Source organism: Rhodococcus sp. NPDC059969, assembly GCF_042738325.1.
GTDB lineage: Bacteria > Actinomycetota > Actinomycetes > Mycobacteriales > Mycobacteriaceae > Rhodococcus_F.
Map to the genome: position 1 here is coordinate 464,445 of NZ_JBHWUF010000001.1, position 16,356 is coordinate 480,800.

Sequence of the window (16,356 nt, forward strand, 5' to 3'; positions counted from 1 at the left end):
GATGCAGACTCTTTCCATCGCACCTCGGATCGACATTCCAGCGCTCGAAAGAACCATCCCGGTTTACAACTTTTGATGGATGATCCGAGGCCGAACCTCGCTAAGCTGGGCGAGATGCACAGATCTCCGCTCACGCCTGTCTTCGCCGGCCTACAACTGGGCCTGCATGTCCTTGTCATGGCGTTGGCCGGTGTCGTGTTTCTCCGAGCGCTGATCGACGAATCCGACCTGACCGCAACCATCACCGCGCTGTCCGTGATCTTTGTTGCCGTCTATCTGTTCGGGGTCGCCAAGAGGCTGCGCGGCAACGCTGCCCGCTGGTGGCTGGGCGTGCTGACCCTCGTCTGGATCGCGACGATGGCGGTATCCGCCGACGCCGCCTACCTCGCGTTCGGACTCTTCTTCCTCTATCTCCATCTTCTGCGACGCCCCTGGAGTCTTCTCGCCGTCACCGCGGCTACGGCTGTCGCCGTGATCGGCACCGGCCTGCATCGTGGATGGACGATTGCCGGCGCCGTCGGTCCGATCATCGGCGCTGCCGTAGCCGTGGCAATCGGCCTCGGATATCAAGCGCTGTACCGCGAGGCAGCTGAGCGCGGACGTCTCATCGACGAATTGATGAATACCCGTGAAGAATTGGCGTCGACGTCCCGCGATGCGGGAAAGTTCGCAGAACGTGAAAGGCTCGCGGCCGAGATTCACGACACCGTGGCGCAGGGACTTTCGAGCATTCAGATGCTCCTTCACGCTGCCGAGCGCGCCGATCCGGACAGCCCGGCCATCCGGCAGATCAGCCTCGCGCGCGAAACTGCCGCAGACAGTCTTGCCGAAACACGCCAACTCATAGCCGAATTGACGCCGGCAGCCCTCGACGGTCAGTCGCTCGCCGACGCACTTCGTCGAATCTGCGAACGCGCGAGCAGCCCGGAACTGGAAGCGCGCTCCGTGGTCGAAGGCGAGGCCGTCCGGCTGCCGATGCCCCTCGAAGCAACATTGGTACGCATCGCTCAGGGCGCGGTGTCCAATGTTCTCCGCCATGCGGATGCAACCAGAATGGCTGTGACACTGACCTATTCCGACGATACCGTCAGCCTCGACGTGGTCGACAATGGTCGCGGCTTCGACGTGGCGGTTCTCGAACGTGGTCCGGCGGAATCTTTTGGTCTCAATGCAATTCGCCGACGCGTCGAACTGCAGGGCGGGACTTTCTCCATCGAGTCCGAGCCGGGACACACGGCCGTCGCAGTGACGTTTCCCCTCGAAGTCGGTGAACAGTGATCCGCCTGCTACTCGCCGACGATCACGCGATCGTGCGCGCCGGGCTACGAGCGCTGCTCGAAAGCGAAGCCGACATCGAGGTAGTCGGCGAAGCGGGCACCGCCGAGGAAGCCATAGCCTTCTGCGCCACGACGCCGGTCGACCTCGTGCTGATGGACCTGCGATTCGGCCCCGGGAAGACGGGCGTCGACGCCACCCGCGCGGTGTGCGCGTTGCCGAATCCGCCGCACGTACTCGTCGTGACCAACTACGACACGGACGCGGATATCTTGAGCGCCGTCGAGGCAGGGGCCAGCGGATACCTGCTCAAGGACACACCACCGGTCGAGTTGCTGTCGGCCGTCCGCGCCGCTGCGAGCGGGGACAGCGTTCTCTCCCCCGCTATCGCGTCAAAGCTCATGACTCGCGTACGTAAGCCCGAAACCAGCCTCAGCCCAAGGGAAATCGAAGTTCTGAAGCTAGTGGCGGCGGGTCGGTCCAACCGAGAGATCGGCAAAGAACTGTTCCTCAGCGAGACCACGGTCAAATCGCATCTGGTCCACATCTTCGGCAAGTTGGGAGTGAAGTCGAGGACGTCGGCCGTCGCCCGCGCGCGCGAGTTAGGTTCGATCTGACCTGGCTAACCGACCGATGGGCGGGACTTACCCGATATCGTCGGCCAACCTGATTGGCGCCAGGCAGACACAGGACAGGTCAACGTCTTCAACGGATCTACCTTCCGATCGAGTAGGTGAGGCCCCACGCACCTACCGGATCCGCCATTCGGTCAACCATGCCGAATCCCAACCTTTCAGAAGGGAACACGCACGCCCTGGCGAGAGGCACTCGAATAGCTATGCATTTCAACGACTCTCGAGAGCTGAGCGTTATTGAAGTTGTCCGTTATGTCTCTAGTATTCGAAACTTTGTTCGATTATGCTTTTGAGCATGGACAGTCGGGAAGCGTGGCAGCTGGATGGTGAGGGCCTCAAGAGTGAGGTTCTGGATCTGGTGCGTGTCCGGCATGAGTTGCAGTCGCGGATGGTGTTGTTGATCGTTGAGATGTTTTCCCGGGAGACTGTGGTCGGGAAGGGTTTTCGGGCGATCGCGCAGTGGTTGCATGGTTCGACGAATTTGGAGATCGGTGAGTGCAGTCTGCTGGTCAGTTTGGCGCGGTTGCTGTTGCTCGAACCTGTTGTGGCGGATGCATTCCATCGCGGGGATGTGGATGCGTTGAAGGCGCGTCAGGTGGCGTCGTTTTGTCAGCATCCGCCCAAGAACATGACCCCGGCGGATGTGGACAAGGCCCGCAGGATCCTGCTCGACCTGGCGTCGAAGAACATTGCCGATTGTGATGCGGTGCGGGCAGCGATCCGGCGGATCGAAAAGCAGTACGGCAAACGCGAAGGCGGCGTCCCTGTCGGGGAGGATTCGGAGCGCAACGAGTTCTACGCCTCGAAAGGCCTGTACGGGCGCGTGTCGGTGAAGGGCGATTTGGATGCGGTCAACGGGGCGCGTCTGATCACGTTGTTGTCGAGCCTGTCGGCGCCGACGCCGGAGAAGGACGGAGTCAAAGACGCCCGCACTCCGGCGCTACGGCGCGCGGATGGGTTTTGCGAGTTGTTGCGCCGGTACGAGCGGGCGGGGTTGGGTCCGATCGAGGGCGGGGTGAAACCGCACATCACGGTGACTGCGTCGGCGAAAGACATGACCGACCTCAAAGCCTTGAAGGATCTACTGCCGTCGACCGATGAACTCGGGTTCGCCTGGACGGATTGGGTGGGCCCGATCAGTATCGACACCGCACGAATGTTGGCGTGCGACTGCACCGTAACGCGGATTTTGTTGGATGAGAACGGTGTTCCGCTCGACTGCGGCAAGGAAGCAAGAACCGCGACGGTACCCCAGCGGCGGGCGTTGGCCGTCCGTGATGGTGGGTGCGCGTTTCCAGGGTGCGGAACTCCATCAGGGTGGTGCGATGCTCACCATATTGTTCACTGGAACGATGGTGGCCCAACGGATCTCGACAACCTGATTCTGTTGTGCGGTCATCATCATCGGACACTGCACCACACCGAATGGAGGGTCGAGATCGGCCCGGATCGGAAGGCGGTGTTCTATCCGCCGATGTCGATCGATCCGTTCCAGCATCCGATCGGCGGGAACAGTCCACCGACAGCGGCGTGAACCGACATAACTGAAAAGGCCAGCGTGTGCACCGGGGAAGAATCATGCCCCGGGGCATACGCTGGCCTTTTCGGCTGCGCTCGATGTCCGTCTTGCGACAGCATCTGTCTCCACTTCGACACGCCGGACCCATAGGGTCGAGGCATGTCTTTCTGTGAACCCGCCCGCGTTGTCACCGTCACGTCTCTGACCCCGCACATGCGGCGAATCAGCATCGAGGCAGAAGGCGACTGGCATTGGCCGACCGGCGGACAGGGCGACGAGCGCATCGACCTCGCATTCCCGAAACCCGGTGAAACAGAAGCAGAATACGACTACTTCAACAATCCCGACTACGGCAAAGCCGACCTCGGAACCGAGCCACCATGGCGGCATTACACCGTGCGCAAGGTGCACGACGGCGGCCGACGTCTGGACATCGACTTCGTCGTACACCCTGGCGGTATTGCAGCAGATTGGGCCCTGCGGGCCGAACCAGGTCACCTACTCGGCGTCTTCTGGTCGGACAGTTCGCGTTCCCATTACCAAGCTCCGGCGGGTCCTCGCTGGCAGCTGCTGGTCGCAGATGCCACGGGTCTCCCCGGACTGGGCAGGATTGTCGAAGAACTTCGTGAAGGCGATGTCGCACAGGCGATCATCGAGGTCGAAACCGAAGAGGATCGACAGGAACTTGTCACTCGCGGCGATGTCACGTACACGTGGCTCGTGGGGAGTGGCCTCGGAAAGGCGCCGAGCGCGCTCTTCGAAGCTGTGGAGAAGGTCGAGTTTCCCGAATCCGAAACGGCCGACGTCTACGCGTGGGTGGCGTGCGAAAGCGCAACCAGCCGTCGTATTCGTAAGCATCTGAGGGAAGTTCGAGGAATTGCTCGCGACAAGCACAATGTTGTCGGGTACTGGCGAGAGGGCGCCGACGGCCACGTTTCCGGCATGAACAGCGAGGAAGTCACCGTCGGCGCCTGAGCGCCGTGATCACTCTGCCGGCAGTGTGTCGGCAGATTCTGCGGCTGTAGCTTCGGCGTCAGCCGGTTCTCCATCGGCCGGCTTTTCCGCCAGCATCTCGAACAGTGCTCGGCGTGCCTCGGCAAGGATTGCCTCTGCCTTGGCTACCTGCTCAGCGGTCCCACCTGCGGCTACCGCGACAGCGGCACCTCGGAGTAGGCCCATCGCGGGGCGGAGAGTTGCGCCGGCTTCACCGAAGTGAGGGCGGCCGTGTCCGCGCTGGTCGGGTCGACCGAATCCGCGCTGGTCGGGCCGGCCGAATCCACGCTGACCGCCGCGGCTGCGTCGGCCTTCGGGGCGTCCTTCTTCTCGGTCTTCGAAGCGACCCTCGGGTCGCTCTCCCTCGAATCCTCGACGGAAACCGTGTCCACGATGCGGGCCTCGGCGGCCATGCTCGCGACGTTCTTGCATTTCTGGGTTGTTGTGTGGGGCGTACATGTTGTCCTCCTGGACTGTCTGTGTTTGTTTGACGTATCGACGATATATCGACAATAGATCGAACGCAAGGGTCCGGAGAATAATTCCCGCATCCTTGTCCGGATACGCTCAAGCCGTGAACACGGATCTACAAGCCCAGGCCGCAGACGTCCTACGCCGCCTCGCACTCGACGAATCCCTGAAAGAACGCACCATGGCGGACGCTGCGACGGCAGCACTCGCACGGAAAGTCGCCGCTCGCTACATCGGCGGCGAAACCATCGACGACGCTTTCGGCCGCCTCCCCTCGATCTTCGCGCGAGGACACAAGGCAAGCATCGAATACACGGGGGAAAGCGTCCGGGATCCCGAACTCGCGAACGCCGAAACCGATGTGTTCGTGGAATTGGCGGAACGGATCGGAACGTCAGGCGTCGACAGCACCGTGTCGTTCGACCTCTCGCACATCGGCTTGGTCATCGATCCGGAGCAGTGCTTTCGCAATGTCGTGCGCCTGGCCGAGACCACGGAACGCGCCGGTGCCGAACTGATCATCTCCGCCGAAGCGTCCGACCGCACCGACCTGGTCCTCGACATGCACGCGCGACTGGCCGAGCGGTTCACTCACGTGGGGATCACCGTTCAGGCCCGACTGCACCGCACCGCAAAGGATCTCGCCGCGCTGCTCGACCGGCCCGGTCGCATCCGGCTGGTGAAGGGCGCCTTCCTCGAAGCCGAGTCCGTCGCCTACCCGCGCGGTAGTGCCGAACTGCGCGACGCGTATCTCGACTACGCAGCCCGGATCGTCGACTCGGGACACCAAGTTTCCATCGCGACGCATGACCGCGACATCCTCGAAGCACTACGCGCCGAGCATGATTCGAAGCTCAGAGACGAGCACGTCGAGTTCGAGATGCTGCTCGGCCTCGGCACCGAGCAGCTGGACGCCCTCCGAGCAGCGGGCTTCACCACACGCGAATACGTCATCTTCGGAACACAGTGGTGGCTGTACGTACTCAATCGCATCGCCGAAGAACCGGAGCGTGTCTACACCGCGCTCATCGACGCTGCGCTCATCAGCACTGCAAACTAGATCTCCAACAACAGAAGTGGGGCCGCACTCGAATCGAGTGCAGCCCCACTTGTGTCAGTTTCTAGCTCTCCAGAAACGCCTTGATGCGCGCCAGAGTGGTTTCCATTCCGGTCTGCATCAGCTGATCTCGACCCCGACCGAGCAGGCCGCTACCCGACATCATGCGCACGTAAAGCGCAGGCGTCGCGTAGATCTCACGAGTCTCGGTGAGCACAGTGCCCGTTCCCGAAGGTTCGAGCACGTAGGTCCACCGCGCTTTCGGCTCGTCCGATTCGAAGGAGAACTTCCGGCAGTCGACCACGTCGACCACCGTGCAGTGAGTGCTCCAACGAATCAGACCATGTTTGTTGGTGCCCTTGAACTTTGCACCAACAGTGCCCGGAGTTCCGGAAGTCCACGTGCCGCCGGTGTTTTCAGGACTGAAGCGGCCCATACCCTCGATGTCGCTGACAACCTTCCACACCGATACCGGCGTCGCCTCGATGTAGGCACTGGCGGTCTCCACCCGTTACCGGCCCGGAACCCAGGACATGATCTTGATGGCGTGAGGCATGAGCTTTGCCCATACCTTGGCCGGAAGTCCGCGCGGTCCACCGAGATTCATAACGCGAGTGGTGGCAACGGTCTGCGGTTCGGTGTACTTGATCAGACCCTCGGCGCCGTGACGACGACCGACGCCCGAGACACCCATGCCGCCCATCGGTGCTGCGGTGCTGCCCCAGGTGGGAGCGTAACCCTCGTCGACGTTGACGGTGCCGGCGTGGATGCGCGCTGCGATAGCTTCACCGGCAGCCTTGCTTCCCGCCCACACACTGGCGTTGAGGCCGTATTCGGTGTCGTTGGCCGCAGCGATGGCCTCTTCGACGTCCTTGACCGGGTAGATCGAGACGAGCGGTCCGAAGGTTTCGTCGCGGTAGCACTCTGCGTCCTCGGGAACCCCGGTGAGCAGCGTGGGCTCGTAGAACAGCGGTCCGATGTCCGGGCGGGCCTTGCCGCCGGCAATGACGGTGGCGCCCTTGACGACTGCGTCGTCGACATGAGCGGAGATTGCCTTGACCTGCGCCTCGGAGACGAGGCTGCCCATCTCGATTCCGAATTCGTAACCGGCGGCGAGGTTCATCTTCTTGACGCGATCACCGAACATGCGGATGAACTCGGGTGCGATGGACTCTTCGACGTAGATGCGCTCGATGGAGATGCACAGCTGACCGGAGTTGGAGAAGCACGCACGTACAGCGGCGTCGGTGACCTCGCGCAGGTCTGCGCCGGCGGCGACGATCATGGGGTTCTTGCCACCGAGTTCGGCGGAGAAGCCGATCAGTCGACGGCCGGCCTGCTCGGCGAGGAGCTGACCGGTCGCGGTGGAACCGGTGAACATGAGGTAGTCGGTGTTCTCGACCAGCGCGGTGCCGACGACGGAGCCCGGTCCGGGAACCACGGCGAAGAGGTCGCGGGGCAGACCCGCCTTGTAGAGCAGTTCGACGCAGGCGAGCGCGCAGTACGGCGTCTGGCTGTCCGGCTTGAGGACAACGGCGTTACCGGCGAGCAGCGCGGCGATGGCGTCGGACACGGCCAGCGTCATCGGGTAGTTCCACGGCGAGATGACGCCGACGACACCCTTGGGCTGGTAGCGGACGACGGTCTTCGTCAGGCCCGGGAGCATGCCGGAGACGCGACGCGGACGCAGCAGCTTCGGCGCCACGCGTGCGTAGTGACGCGACGTCATCGAGATGTCGAGGACTTCTTCCTGAGCTGCGGTACGCGACTTTCCGGTCTCGGCCTGAGCCATGTCCATGAGTGCGTCGCGGTTTTCGAGGATGAGGTCGCGGTAGCGGTGGAAGACGGCAGCGCGATCGAGGACTGAGCGCTTGGCCCATTCCTTCTGGGCGACGCGCGCACGGGCGATGGCCGCAAGTGCGTCGTCGGCGGTGCCGACGGGGATGGTCGCCAGCTCCTTGCCGGTGAACACCTCGGTGATGGACTTCGTCGGGCGATCGGCAACATTGTCGATGGCGATCAGATCGGCGAGCCGCGAGAAGGTCGCAGCGGACGGAGCAGGCATTTCAGTACCCCTACTGGTGAGTAGTTCTTGGAGTTACACACAACTTACCCCGTCGGTGGTACCGATCACAGTGCCGAATCAGACAGAGTCAACCAATACTGCCTCTTTCGGACGTTTTGCGATCAACAACGACATGACTGCAGCGATCGCACACAGCGCGCCGGCCACGAAGAACGCGGCGTCGTACGAGCCGATCTGATCGCGAACGAGGCCGGCCAAGAAGGCCACCAGACCCGCACCGATCTGGTGCGATGCCAGCACCCAACCGAACACGATGGGAGCGTCGGCACCGAAGTGCTGACGGCACAGCGCGACGGTCGGCGGAACCGTCGCCACCCAATCGAGCCCGTAGAAGATGACAAACGCGATCATCGGTGGATTCACAGTGTTGGCGAGCAACAACGGCAGAAAGAGCAGCGAGATTCCGCGGAACAGGTAATAGATGCCGAGAAGTTTTCGCGAGTCCATCCGGTCGGTGAACCAACCCGAAGCAATGGTGCCGACCATGTCGAGGATTCCGATCAACGCCAAGAGGGACGCGGCCGTCGTGATCGGCATTCCGTGGTCGTGCGACGCCGGAACGAAGTGCGTTCCGATCAGGCCGTTGGTGCTTGCGCCGCAGATCGCGAAGGTGCCGGCGAGAAGCCAGAACACCTTGGTCTTCGACGCCATGACCAGCACCGAGATCGCGCGGGCTCCGGCACCCCCACGCTGGTAAACAGGCTTGGCCGGTGGGGTGTAGTCGGCGGGCGCACCGTAGGGCGTCGTACCCACGTCGGACGGGTAGTTGCGCAGGAACAGCAGAACGAACGGCACGACGGCCAGTGCGGCGAACGAGACAGTGAATGCGACGCTCTTCCAGTCGTAGGTTTCGGCGATCTTCGCCAGGACCGGCAGGAACACCAACTGACCGGCCGCACCACCGGCGGTGAGGATGCCGGTCACAAGACCGCGCTTCTCGACGAACCACCGATCGACGATGGTGGCAACAAACGCCAGCGCCATCGAACCCGTACCGAGGCCGACAAAGACACCCCACAGCAGGATGAGCTGCCAACTCGAGGTCATGAATATCGTGAGACCGCTGCCGAGTGAAATGAGCGCCAACGCCGAGGTGACGACCGCCCGGATACCGAACCTCTCCATCAAGGCAGCGGCGAACGGAGAGGTCAGCCCGTACAGAATCAGGTTGACCGAGACTGCGGCGGAGATGCTGGCGCGCGACCAACCGAAATCCTCGTGCAGCGGATCGATCAGCACCGAAGGCGCGGCGCGGAAGCTCGCCGCACCGACCAACGCCAGGAACGCCACGATCGCGACGGACCAGGCGCGGTGAAAGCGCGGCGGGCTCACCTGCTGTTGGCCTGATTCGGGGAGAGCGGTCTCAGAAGTCACAGAGAAGATTCTGCAGTTCGGATTCGATCGAGAACAGTGGCCAGATTGCCAATATATGAAAGAATCAAGCCATGTCTGGTCCGCATCGCGTCGTCGTACTGGCTCTGAATGGAGTCATACCCTTCGAACTCGGCATCCCGGCGCGCATCTTCGGGCGCGCCCTCGACGTCGAGGATCGACCGCTGTACGAGATCCTGACGTGCACCGTCGACGGCAATCCCGTGCAGACCGATGCGGACTTCAGCATCTCGGTCGACCATGGGAGCGAGTTGCTCGCCACCGCCGACACCGTCGTCATACCCGCGTCGTACGAGTTGGGTCCGGCCTACGAAGACGGTTACCTCTCCCCCGAGTTGGCCGCAGCTTTCCAACACATCCGGCCGGGCACTCGGCTGGTCTCGATCTGCACCGGGTCGTACATCCTCGCCGCGGCAGGTTTGCTCGACGGACTCCGCGCCACGACGCACTGGCGCAACACCGACCATTTCCAGCGTGTCTATCCCAAGGTGAACGTGGATCCGGACGTGCTGTTCGTCGACGAAGGCCACATCCTGACCTCGGCCGGGGTGGCGTCGGGAGTCGACCTCTGCCTGCACATCGTCAGGCGTGACCACGGCATGGAAGTGGCGAACACCGTCGCGAGGCGTTGCGTCGTACCGCCGTGGCGCGACGGCGGCCAAGCGCAGTACATCCGGCGCCCCCTGGCCGACAAGCCTTCGGAATCGACTGCCGACGCTCGGCACTGGGCCCTCGAACATCTAGGCGAGCCGATCACCCTGGCGGACCTGGCGACGCGCGCCAACATGAGCGTCCGCACGTTCAGTCGTCGATTCCGCGACGAAGTCGGAACCACACCGAACCGCTGGTTGACCAGCAGACGTGTCGATCGAGCACGGGAACTTTTGGAGGAATCCGATCTGTCGATCGATGCAATTGCCGCTCGAACCGGCTTCGGGACTGCGACATCGATGCGTCAACACATGAACGAGGCCCTCGGCGTTTCACCGAGCGCGTACCGCCGCACGTTCAAGGCACCGGTGTAAGCGGCAGTACCAGGCACTATCCTGGAGGCCATGGCCGAACAGACTCGCCCGAACTTTCCTCAGTACTGCGGATACCTCCTGGGGAAGACGCTCCCCGACCGGTATCAGGACTGGGTTCGGAACGATCTGGTGGGCCCGGGCGCCCAGGCGCGCTACATCATTCGTTTCACCGTGCCGGCGACGCTGATTCTCCTGCTGTTCCTCTTGATTCCCGGACCGATCTGGATCCCCCTGGCCATGATGGCCTTGCTGCTCATCCCGCTCGCGTACTTCGTTGTGGCGCTCGGCACCATCTACCGCCGTCACCGCCTACTGAGCCACGGCCTCGATCCTGAATTGCTCGACGAGAAGGCCCAGCGCCGCGCCGATCGCACTCGCGAGGACTACGAGAAGCGGCACGGTCGCTGAGCACTCCTCAGCGGAACATCGTCACTGCGGCCTTGGCGAGGACCTTCGGATCCTTCTCGTAGTGATGCATCTTGGTGAGCTTGTCTTCCGGAATCCCCAGGAACTTGTAGACGGCTACCTGAGCACAGCGCACCGAGTACTGCTCGGTGAACACCATGTCGAACGGCAACTCCGCGAACTGACTGATGAACGCCAGGTTCTTGGAGTGCTTCGGCACCACCAGCGGCCGGTCGCCGACGGCGCGCCGATTGAACAGCGCACTGGCGTAAGGCATATGGCTGGGAATCGAATTCACGACGCTGTCCATGATCTCTTGTCGACGCGCGGCGAGCGCACCGCTCTCGTCGAGCGCCTCGAGGTGTCCGAGCGTCTCTTCCAGCATTTCCCGGCCGGTCATCTCGATGAACGGCTTCTTCACGTAGTCACCGTTCTTGCGCGGGAACAGACAGTAACCCCAGAAAACCCCTTCGTTCTCCTTCTGCGCGTGATAGTGCGGCTGATGGTGAACCACGATCGATAGAAGCACGTTCGAATCCACGAACGTGTTGAGCGCATTTCCGGGGAGCTGCTTGGTGATACGGGAAATCTCGTTGATGAGTTCGTGTGACGACGTGGTGACGGTGAAGCTGGTCCACTCACTCTGCTCCCGATCCCCGAAGAACTTGTCGGGATTCCCGAGGTCGTAGAAATGCTCGGTAGCCTGCTTCCACAGCAGTGCACTCGGCGCGTACCTCGTGTCTTCCACGATCGGGGTATCCAGATCGCCGATCGACGAGCTGTCGGTGATGCTGCCGTTGGTGTCGAAGACGAAATCGCCCTCCGCTACGTCGATTCGGCCCTTCTCACCGGTGCGAACGTTCTCGTAATCGAGTCCCGTTACGACGATCTCGTCTCGAAGCGGGGTGTCCTTGAACACGAACTCCGTGATCTTCAGTTCGTTGACGAACTTCACGCCCTTGCCTTCGAGGAAGGTCCGCATCGGCAAGATGATGCTCTCGTACTGGTTGTACGGCGACCTGGTGACACCGGCGAGCGTCTGAATGCGACTGAACTCGAGAATCATTCGGTTCATGTACCGGCGAAGCTCCATCGCCGAACTCACCCGCTTGAAAGCAAATGTGGTCTCCCACATGTACCAGAAGTTGGTGGTGAAGAAGTGCGGAGTGTCCTCGAACCACTGCTCGATGCTGATATCGTCCAACTTTGCCTCGTCCGACTCCGGCAACGTCATCAGCTTCGTCAACAAGTAGCGATCCTTGTTGTCGAATTGCATGTGCTTGTAGTCGTTCTCACCCTTGTTGCGGATGCCGTCTCGGTCGATCAACCGTGCAACGTCGTGCGTCGGATGTGCGTGGTCGAAATCGAGGATGTCATCCGTTACCGATTTTCCCGGGTTGTCCAGCGACGGAACCGCACTCAGCACGTCCCAGAGGTTCTCGTAGGTCTCCTCGTTGAGCATGCGCCCGCCACGGTTGATGAAACCCGCGTCGTTTCCGAGCTCGCGATGACCGTACTGGTGCTGGAAGGTAGCGGCAGATTCGCCGTCGTTCGCTCCGTGCATGTCCAGACCCATGATGGTGATGTCCGCACCATCCCACTCACCGTCTCGAATCAAATAGATCGCCGCCGAAAGGTTTCCGATGCCGGCGCCGATCATGTAGGCCTTGTGAGACAGCTTGGAAGACATTAGGTTTCGTTCCTTACTCGAGTCGCGGTACGGATACCTTCCAAGCATGGACCCGTTTGCGCGCAGGCGCATCACCCGAACCGGATGACGTCCGTCACGGTCGTCGGTAGCGCACCAGATCGAGCGCAAAACGCGCATAGTCGCGTGCGATTTCCTCGGGCGTTTGTGGTCCGCTCGGCCGATACCATTGCGCGACAGAGACACACATCACGACGATTGCACGCGCAGCCTGTCGCGGTCGATCCGTCCCGAACACACCGGCGGCGATTCCGTCGTCGACTTGCTTCGTCGTCAACCATTGCTGGTAGTTGCGTGATTCCGTGATGCGCAACCTGTTCTCGTCTGTGAGACTGCGCATTTCGCTGGCACCCAGGAAACCTTGATCACGCCGATAGATATGGAACAAGGTCACACATTCGACGAGCAGAGCCAGCCTTTCAGAGGGACTTTCGCCCTCGTCGATTGCGGCCAACGATCTCGTGTTGAGTTCGACCATGGTGAGGTCGAGAATTTCGGCCAACATCTGTTGCTTGCTGGAATAGTGGTGGTACAGACCTGGAACACTCATCTGCGCGCGCTTAGCGATCTCACGCATCGCAGCGCCGTGATATCCGGTCTTCACCATCTCCGCGAGCGCGGCCGCCAACACCGGATCGAACGGACTCGGGCCGAACCTTCGCCACTCGTTCGGGCGAAAATGTGCGTCCTGGTCGGCGTCGTCGCCTCCCCATCGCGGCTGTTCCGGCGGACGCACTATCGCGGCCGGGAGCAGAGCGTCGAAACGCACTCCGAGGAGCCCCCCGATTGCCGCCAACCTGTCGACGCTGACTCTGGTCTTTCCGGTCTCGACGGCGCTGAGGGTAGCCGCGCTGACATCGAGACGCCTGGCCAATTCGCGCAGCGAGAGCCCGCTGTGACGCCGTGCCTGCCGGATCGACGCTCCGATCAGGACGGCATTCTCGGTTTCGGTCACGTTGTTCAGTATTGCCGAACATTGGATTTCCAACAATGCGATGACCACGGCAATCGTTGAACATGTTGACTACTGATTATCGGCCTGAACATGATGTGGATCACAGAGAACCAGGTCCGCCCGAGCGATCGTTCGGTGTCGGTAGCGAGAGGATCGAATCACCATGACCGAGGCGCCATATCTTGGAGAACTCCTGCGCGACGCACCCAGCAACTGGGGCAAGTGGGGAGAGTCCGACGAGGTCGGTTCACTGAACTACCTCGACGCCGGACAGGTGCTTCGTGGCGTCGGAACCATCAAGCAGGGTTCCGTGTTCACACTCCAACGTCTTATCGGCGATCCCAAGGGTGATCCCGTCTGGCCGGGACGGAGCCCCGCCGAGCGCACACAGATCTTCGACGAGAGCAGCTGGGACGGCGACGACGCCCCCAACTTCCCCGGCGGCCTGCATTACGCGGACGACAAGATCGACGCGTTCCTGCAGGGTTCGACGCAGTACGACGCGCTCGGCCACGTCTGGTACGACGGCGCCCTGTGGAACGGATACTCCGCTGACACGACTGTCGGCGGCCTGGAGAAGGCCAGCGTCGAACCGATTGCCGACCGTGGCGTCGTCGGACGCGCAGTACTTCTCGACATGGCAAAGTTCCGCGGCAAGGAAAACCTCGGCAAGGCCGAAACATTCACGCACCATGATCTTTTGGCCTGTGCCGAAGCGCAGGGCGTCACCATCGAGAAGCGTGACATCCTCGTCATCCGCACCAACTTCCTCAAGCTGTTCTTCGACCAGGGCGAAGCCTTCTACGAGGGCTTCTGCGAGCCCGGCCTGATCTACAGCCCCGAACTCGTCCAGTGGTTCCAGGACATGGAGATCCCCAACCTTGTCACCGACACCATCGCCAACGAGGTCACCACCGACCCCGAAAACGGTGTGGCACTGGTTCTCCACAACGCTCTCATGCGCAACCTCGGTGTCGTGTTCACCGAGATCTGCGATCTGGAGAAGCTGGCCGCAGACTGCGCGGCCGACGGCCAGTACACATTCTTGTACGTCGCCGCACCACTCAAGGTTGCCAAGGCCAGCGGCTCTCCCGTGAATCCGGTTGCCATCAAATGACATACGAAGAGCGCCCTTGGTTGGCGTTGTACCGCAACGACGTTCCCCCCGACATCGAGGTCGAGCACCCCACGATGCTCGAAATGTTGGCAGCGGCGGTCCGCTCTGATCCGGACGGCACGGCTGTGAAGTATTTCGACGGTCAACTCAGTTACGCCGAACTGGATCAGCAGAGTGACGCGCTGGCCCGAGCACTCCGAGCCGGTGGACTGGTGAAGGGTGACCGCGTCGCCCTGTTCCTCCAGAATGTTCCGCAGTTCGTGCTCGCCCTCGCCGGAATCTGGAAAGCCGGCGGTGTCGCCGTATCGATCAATCCCATGAGCCGCGAACGGGAACTCGGATACCAACTCGAAGACTCCGGAGCTGTGGTTCTCATCGCTCTCGAGGGGCTCTACGAGTCCGTCGGCCGCAATGTCGTCTCCGACTCGCCGGTCAGGCGAGTTATCACCACCTCGGAACTCGAGTACCAAAGTCGCAACGATCCAAGGATTTTCGACGGAATCGTCAAGAAGGATCTCGGTACCGACGATCTTTCGACCCTGATCGACGAACATCGGCTCGGCGATCCGGTCACCACTGACGTCGCACCGGAAGACATCGCGGTACTGACCTATACGTCGGGAACCACCGGTCCGCCGAAGGGGGCGATGACCTCTCACGCGAACATGACCTTCAACGCCCAGGTCTACCGTGACTGGATGGGGCTCACCCCGAAAGACACGGTTCTCGGCGTCGCACCGCTCTTCCACATCACGGGGTTGATCGGTCACATCGCGGTGTCCGTCCTGGCGAGAATGCCGCTGGTGCTGACCTATCGCTTCCAGCCCGAGGTGATGCTCGACGCGATTCGTGAGCACCAACCGACTTTCACAGTCGGCGCCATCACTGCTTTTACGGCACTGCTCAACACTCCGGGATGCGCGCCGGAAGACTTCTCCTCCATGCGGTTGCTCTACTCCGGCGGCGCACCCATCTCGCCGACTGCCGCCGAGGCCGTCCGCGCCATGACCGGTGCTGCGCTGCACAACATCTACGGGCTGACCGAGACCACGTCGCCCACTCACGCCGTTCCCGTCGGGGCGGATACGCCCGTCGACCCCACGTCCGGGGCACTGTCCGTCGGCGTTCCAGTACCCAACACCGTGGTCCGCATCGAAGACGAGGGCGGTGCGGTCCTGCCGATCGGAGAGATCGGCGAATTGGTCGTCCGTGGTCCACAGGTGGTGCGCGGTTACTGGAACAAGCCGGAGGAGAGTGCGTCGGCCATTCGCGACGGGTGGTTCCACACCGGCGACGTGGGGTTCATGGACGAAGCCGGCTGGTTCTACGTCGTAGACCGTAAAAAGGACATGATCATCGCTTCCGGCTACAAGGTGTGGCCACGCGAGGTCGAGGACGTTCTTGCCGAGCACCCCGCAGTCCGTGAGGCGGCAGTCGTCGGTATCGCCGACGAATACCGCGGTGAGACGGTGAAGGCGTTCGTCAGCCTCGTCGCGGGGGCGTCGGTGACGCCGGACGAACTGATCGATCACTGCAAGCAGCGGATGGCGGCGTACAAATACCCACGATCTGTGGTGCTCGTGGAGGAACTGCCGAAGACCGTCACCGGCAAGATACTGCGACGGGAACTGCGCACGATCTCTTGATCACAGGGCAGCGGGCGGACTTCGCGGTCCGCCTGCTGTCTGATCGCGCACAGTTTCCGGTCGACCGCGCCA

The 16,356-nt window shown here is 62.0% G+C and carries 16 protein-coding genes; 9 read left to right on the forward strand and 7 right to left on the reverse strand.

All coding sequences use genetic code 11. The annotated features are described in order from the left end of the window. The first annotated feature begins 75 nt into the window (after positions 1 to 75). The 4 genes from ACFWAD_RS02175 to ACFWAD_RS02190 all read left to right on the forward strand — a co-directional run bounded on the left by ACFWAD_RS02175 (position 76) and on the right by ACFWAD_RS02190 (position 4,404). Entirely contained in the window at positions 76 to 1,278 is a 1,203-nt protein-coding gene (locus ACFWAD_RS02175) for a sensor histidine kinase (RefSeq protein WP_378541020.1), read from the forward strand. Further along, complete coding sequence (locus ACFWAD_RS02180; protein ID WP_003943536.1) at positions 1,275 to 1,892, forward strand: response regulator transcription factor; 618 nt, start codon at positions 1,275 to 1,277, stop codon at positions 1,890 to 1,892. Before ACFWAD_RS02175 ends, ACFWAD_RS02180 begins: the two co-directional genes overlap by 4 nt. Positions 1,893 to 2,205: 313 nt before the next feature. Beyond that, positions 2,206 to 3,444 carry a DUF222 domain-containing protein gene (locus ACFWAD_RS02185; protein WP_378541023.1) on the forward strand — a complete coding sequence of 413 codons (1,239 nt, stop codon included), beginning with the start codon at positions 2,206 to 2,208 and terminating at the stop codon, positions 3,442 to 3,444. Positions 3,445 to 3,588: 144 nt separating this feature from the next. Next, positions 3,589 to 4,404 (forward strand): siderophore-interacting protein, encoded by an 816-nt coding sequence (locus ACFWAD_RS02190; RefSeq protein ID WP_283305732.1) that lies wholly within the window; start codon positions 3,589 to 3,591, stop codon positions 4,402 to 4,404. 9 nt (positions 4,405 to 4,413) lie between these two features. Here the strand turns inward: ACFWAD_RS02190 and ACFWAD_RS02195 are convergent, their stop codons facing one another. Together ACFWAD_RS02195 and ACFWAD_RS02200 are read right to left on the reverse strand one after the other, a co-directional pair. Then, a complete protein-coding gene (locus tag ACFWAD_RS02195) occupies positions 4,414 to 4,608 on the reverse strand; it encodes a hypothetical protein (protein WP_378541026.1) in 195 nt (64 codons plus the stop codon). Further along, positions 4,575 to 4,835, reverse strand: coding sequence for a hypothetical protein (locus ACFWAD_RS02200; protein WP_378541028.1), 261 nt, complete (start codon positions 4,833 to 4,835; stop codon positions 4,575 to 4,577). Before ACFWAD_RS02200 ends, ACFWAD_RS02195 begins: the two co-directional genes overlap by 34 nt. A gap of 161 nt (positions 4,836 to 4,996) precedes the next feature. On the opposite strand from ACFWAD_RS02200, the gene ACFWAD_RS02205 reads away from it, so the two are divergent. Further along, complete coding sequence (locus ACFWAD_RS02205; protein WP_378541032.1) at positions 4,997 to 5,953, forward strand: proline dehydrogenase family protein; 957 nt, start codon at positions 4,997 to 4,999, stop codon at positions 5,951 to 5,953. A 61-nt stretch (positions 5,954 to 6,014) separates the two neighbouring features. On the opposite strand, the gene ACFWAD_RS02210 is transcribed toward ACFWAD_RS02205, so the two are convergent. The 3 genes from ACFWAD_RS02210 to ACFWAD_RS02220 all read right to left on the reverse strand — a co-directional run bounded on the left by ACFWAD_RS02210 (position 6,015) and on the right by ACFWAD_RS02220 (position 9,410). Next, positions 6,015 to 6,458 (reverse strand): SRPBCC family protein, encoded by a 444-nt coding sequence (locus tag ACFWAD_RS02210; protein WP_019746286.1) that lies wholly within the window; start codon positions 6,456 to 6,458, stop codon positions 6,015 to 6,017. Between the two features lie 3 nt (positions 6,459 to 6,461). Further along, positions 6,462 to 8,015, reverse strand: coding sequence for a succinic semialdehyde dehydrogenase (locus ACFWAD_RS02215; RefSeq protein ID WP_003943578.1), 1,554 nt, complete (start codon positions 8,013 to 8,015; stop codon positions 6,462 to 6,464). A gap of 78 nt (positions 8,016 to 8,093) precedes the next feature. After that, positions 8,094 to 9,410, reverse strand: coding sequence for an MFS transporter (locus ACFWAD_RS02220; protein ID WP_378541035.1), 1,317 nt, complete (start codon positions 9,408 to 9,410; stop codon positions 8,094 to 8,096). A gap of 71 nt (positions 9,411 to 9,481) precedes the next feature. On the opposite strand from ACFWAD_RS02220, the gene ACFWAD_RS02225 reads away from it, so the two are divergent. Further along, the gene (locus tag ACFWAD_RS02225; protein ID WP_378541038.1) at positions 9,482 to 10,453 is read left to right on the forward strand and encodes a GlxA family transcriptional regulator; all 972 of its coding nucleotides are present in this window, start codon (positions 9,482 to 9,484) and stop codon (positions 10,451 to 10,453) included. 30 nt (positions 10,454 to 10,483) lie between these two features. Then, a complete protein-coding gene (locus ACFWAD_RS02230; RefSeq protein WP_003943558.1) occupies positions 10,484 to 10,861 on the forward strand; it encodes a DUF5313 family protein in 378 nt (125 codons plus the stop codon). Between the two features lie 7 nt (positions 10,862 to 10,868). Here the strand turns inward: ACFWAD_RS02230 and ACFWAD_RS02235 are convergent, their stop codons facing one another. Together ACFWAD_RS02235 and ACFWAD_RS02240 are read right to left on the reverse strand one after the other, a co-directional pair. Next, positions 10,869 to 12,548, reverse strand: a complete 1,680-nt coding sequence (locus tag ACFWAD_RS02235) for an oleate hydratase (RefSeq protein WP_378541040.1) — start codon at positions 12,546 to 12,548, stop codon at positions 10,869 to 10,871. 94 nt (positions 12,549 to 12,642) lie between these two features. Continuing rightward, on the reverse strand, positions 12,643 to 13,569 hold the full coding sequence (locus ACFWAD_RS02240; protein ID WP_378541042.1) for a TetR family transcriptional regulator: 927 nt from the start codon (positions 13,567 to 13,569) through the stop codon (positions 12,643 to 12,645). 115 nt (positions 13,570 to 13,684) lie between these two features. Here ACFWAD_RS02240 and ACFWAD_RS02245 point away from each other — a divergent pair, with 115 nt between their 5' ends. Together ACFWAD_RS02245 and ACFWAD_RS02250 are read left to right on the forward strand one after the other, a co-directional pair. Beyond that, positions 13,685 to 14,638, forward strand: coding sequence for a cyclase family protein (locus tag ACFWAD_RS02245; protein ID WP_378541044.1), 954 nt, complete (start codon positions 13,685 to 13,687; stop codon positions 14,636 to 14,638). Continuing rightward, on the forward strand, positions 14,635 to 16,284 hold the full coding sequence (locus tag ACFWAD_RS02250; RefSeq protein ID WP_378541046.1) for a class I adenylate-forming enzyme family protein: 1,650 nt from the start codon (positions 14,635 to 14,637) through the stop codon (positions 16,282 to 16,284). The genes ACFWAD_RS02245 and ACFWAD_RS02250 overlap by 4 nt, the downstream gene beginning before the upstream one ends. The last annotated feature ends 72 nt before the right edge of the window (positions 16,285 to 16,356 follow it).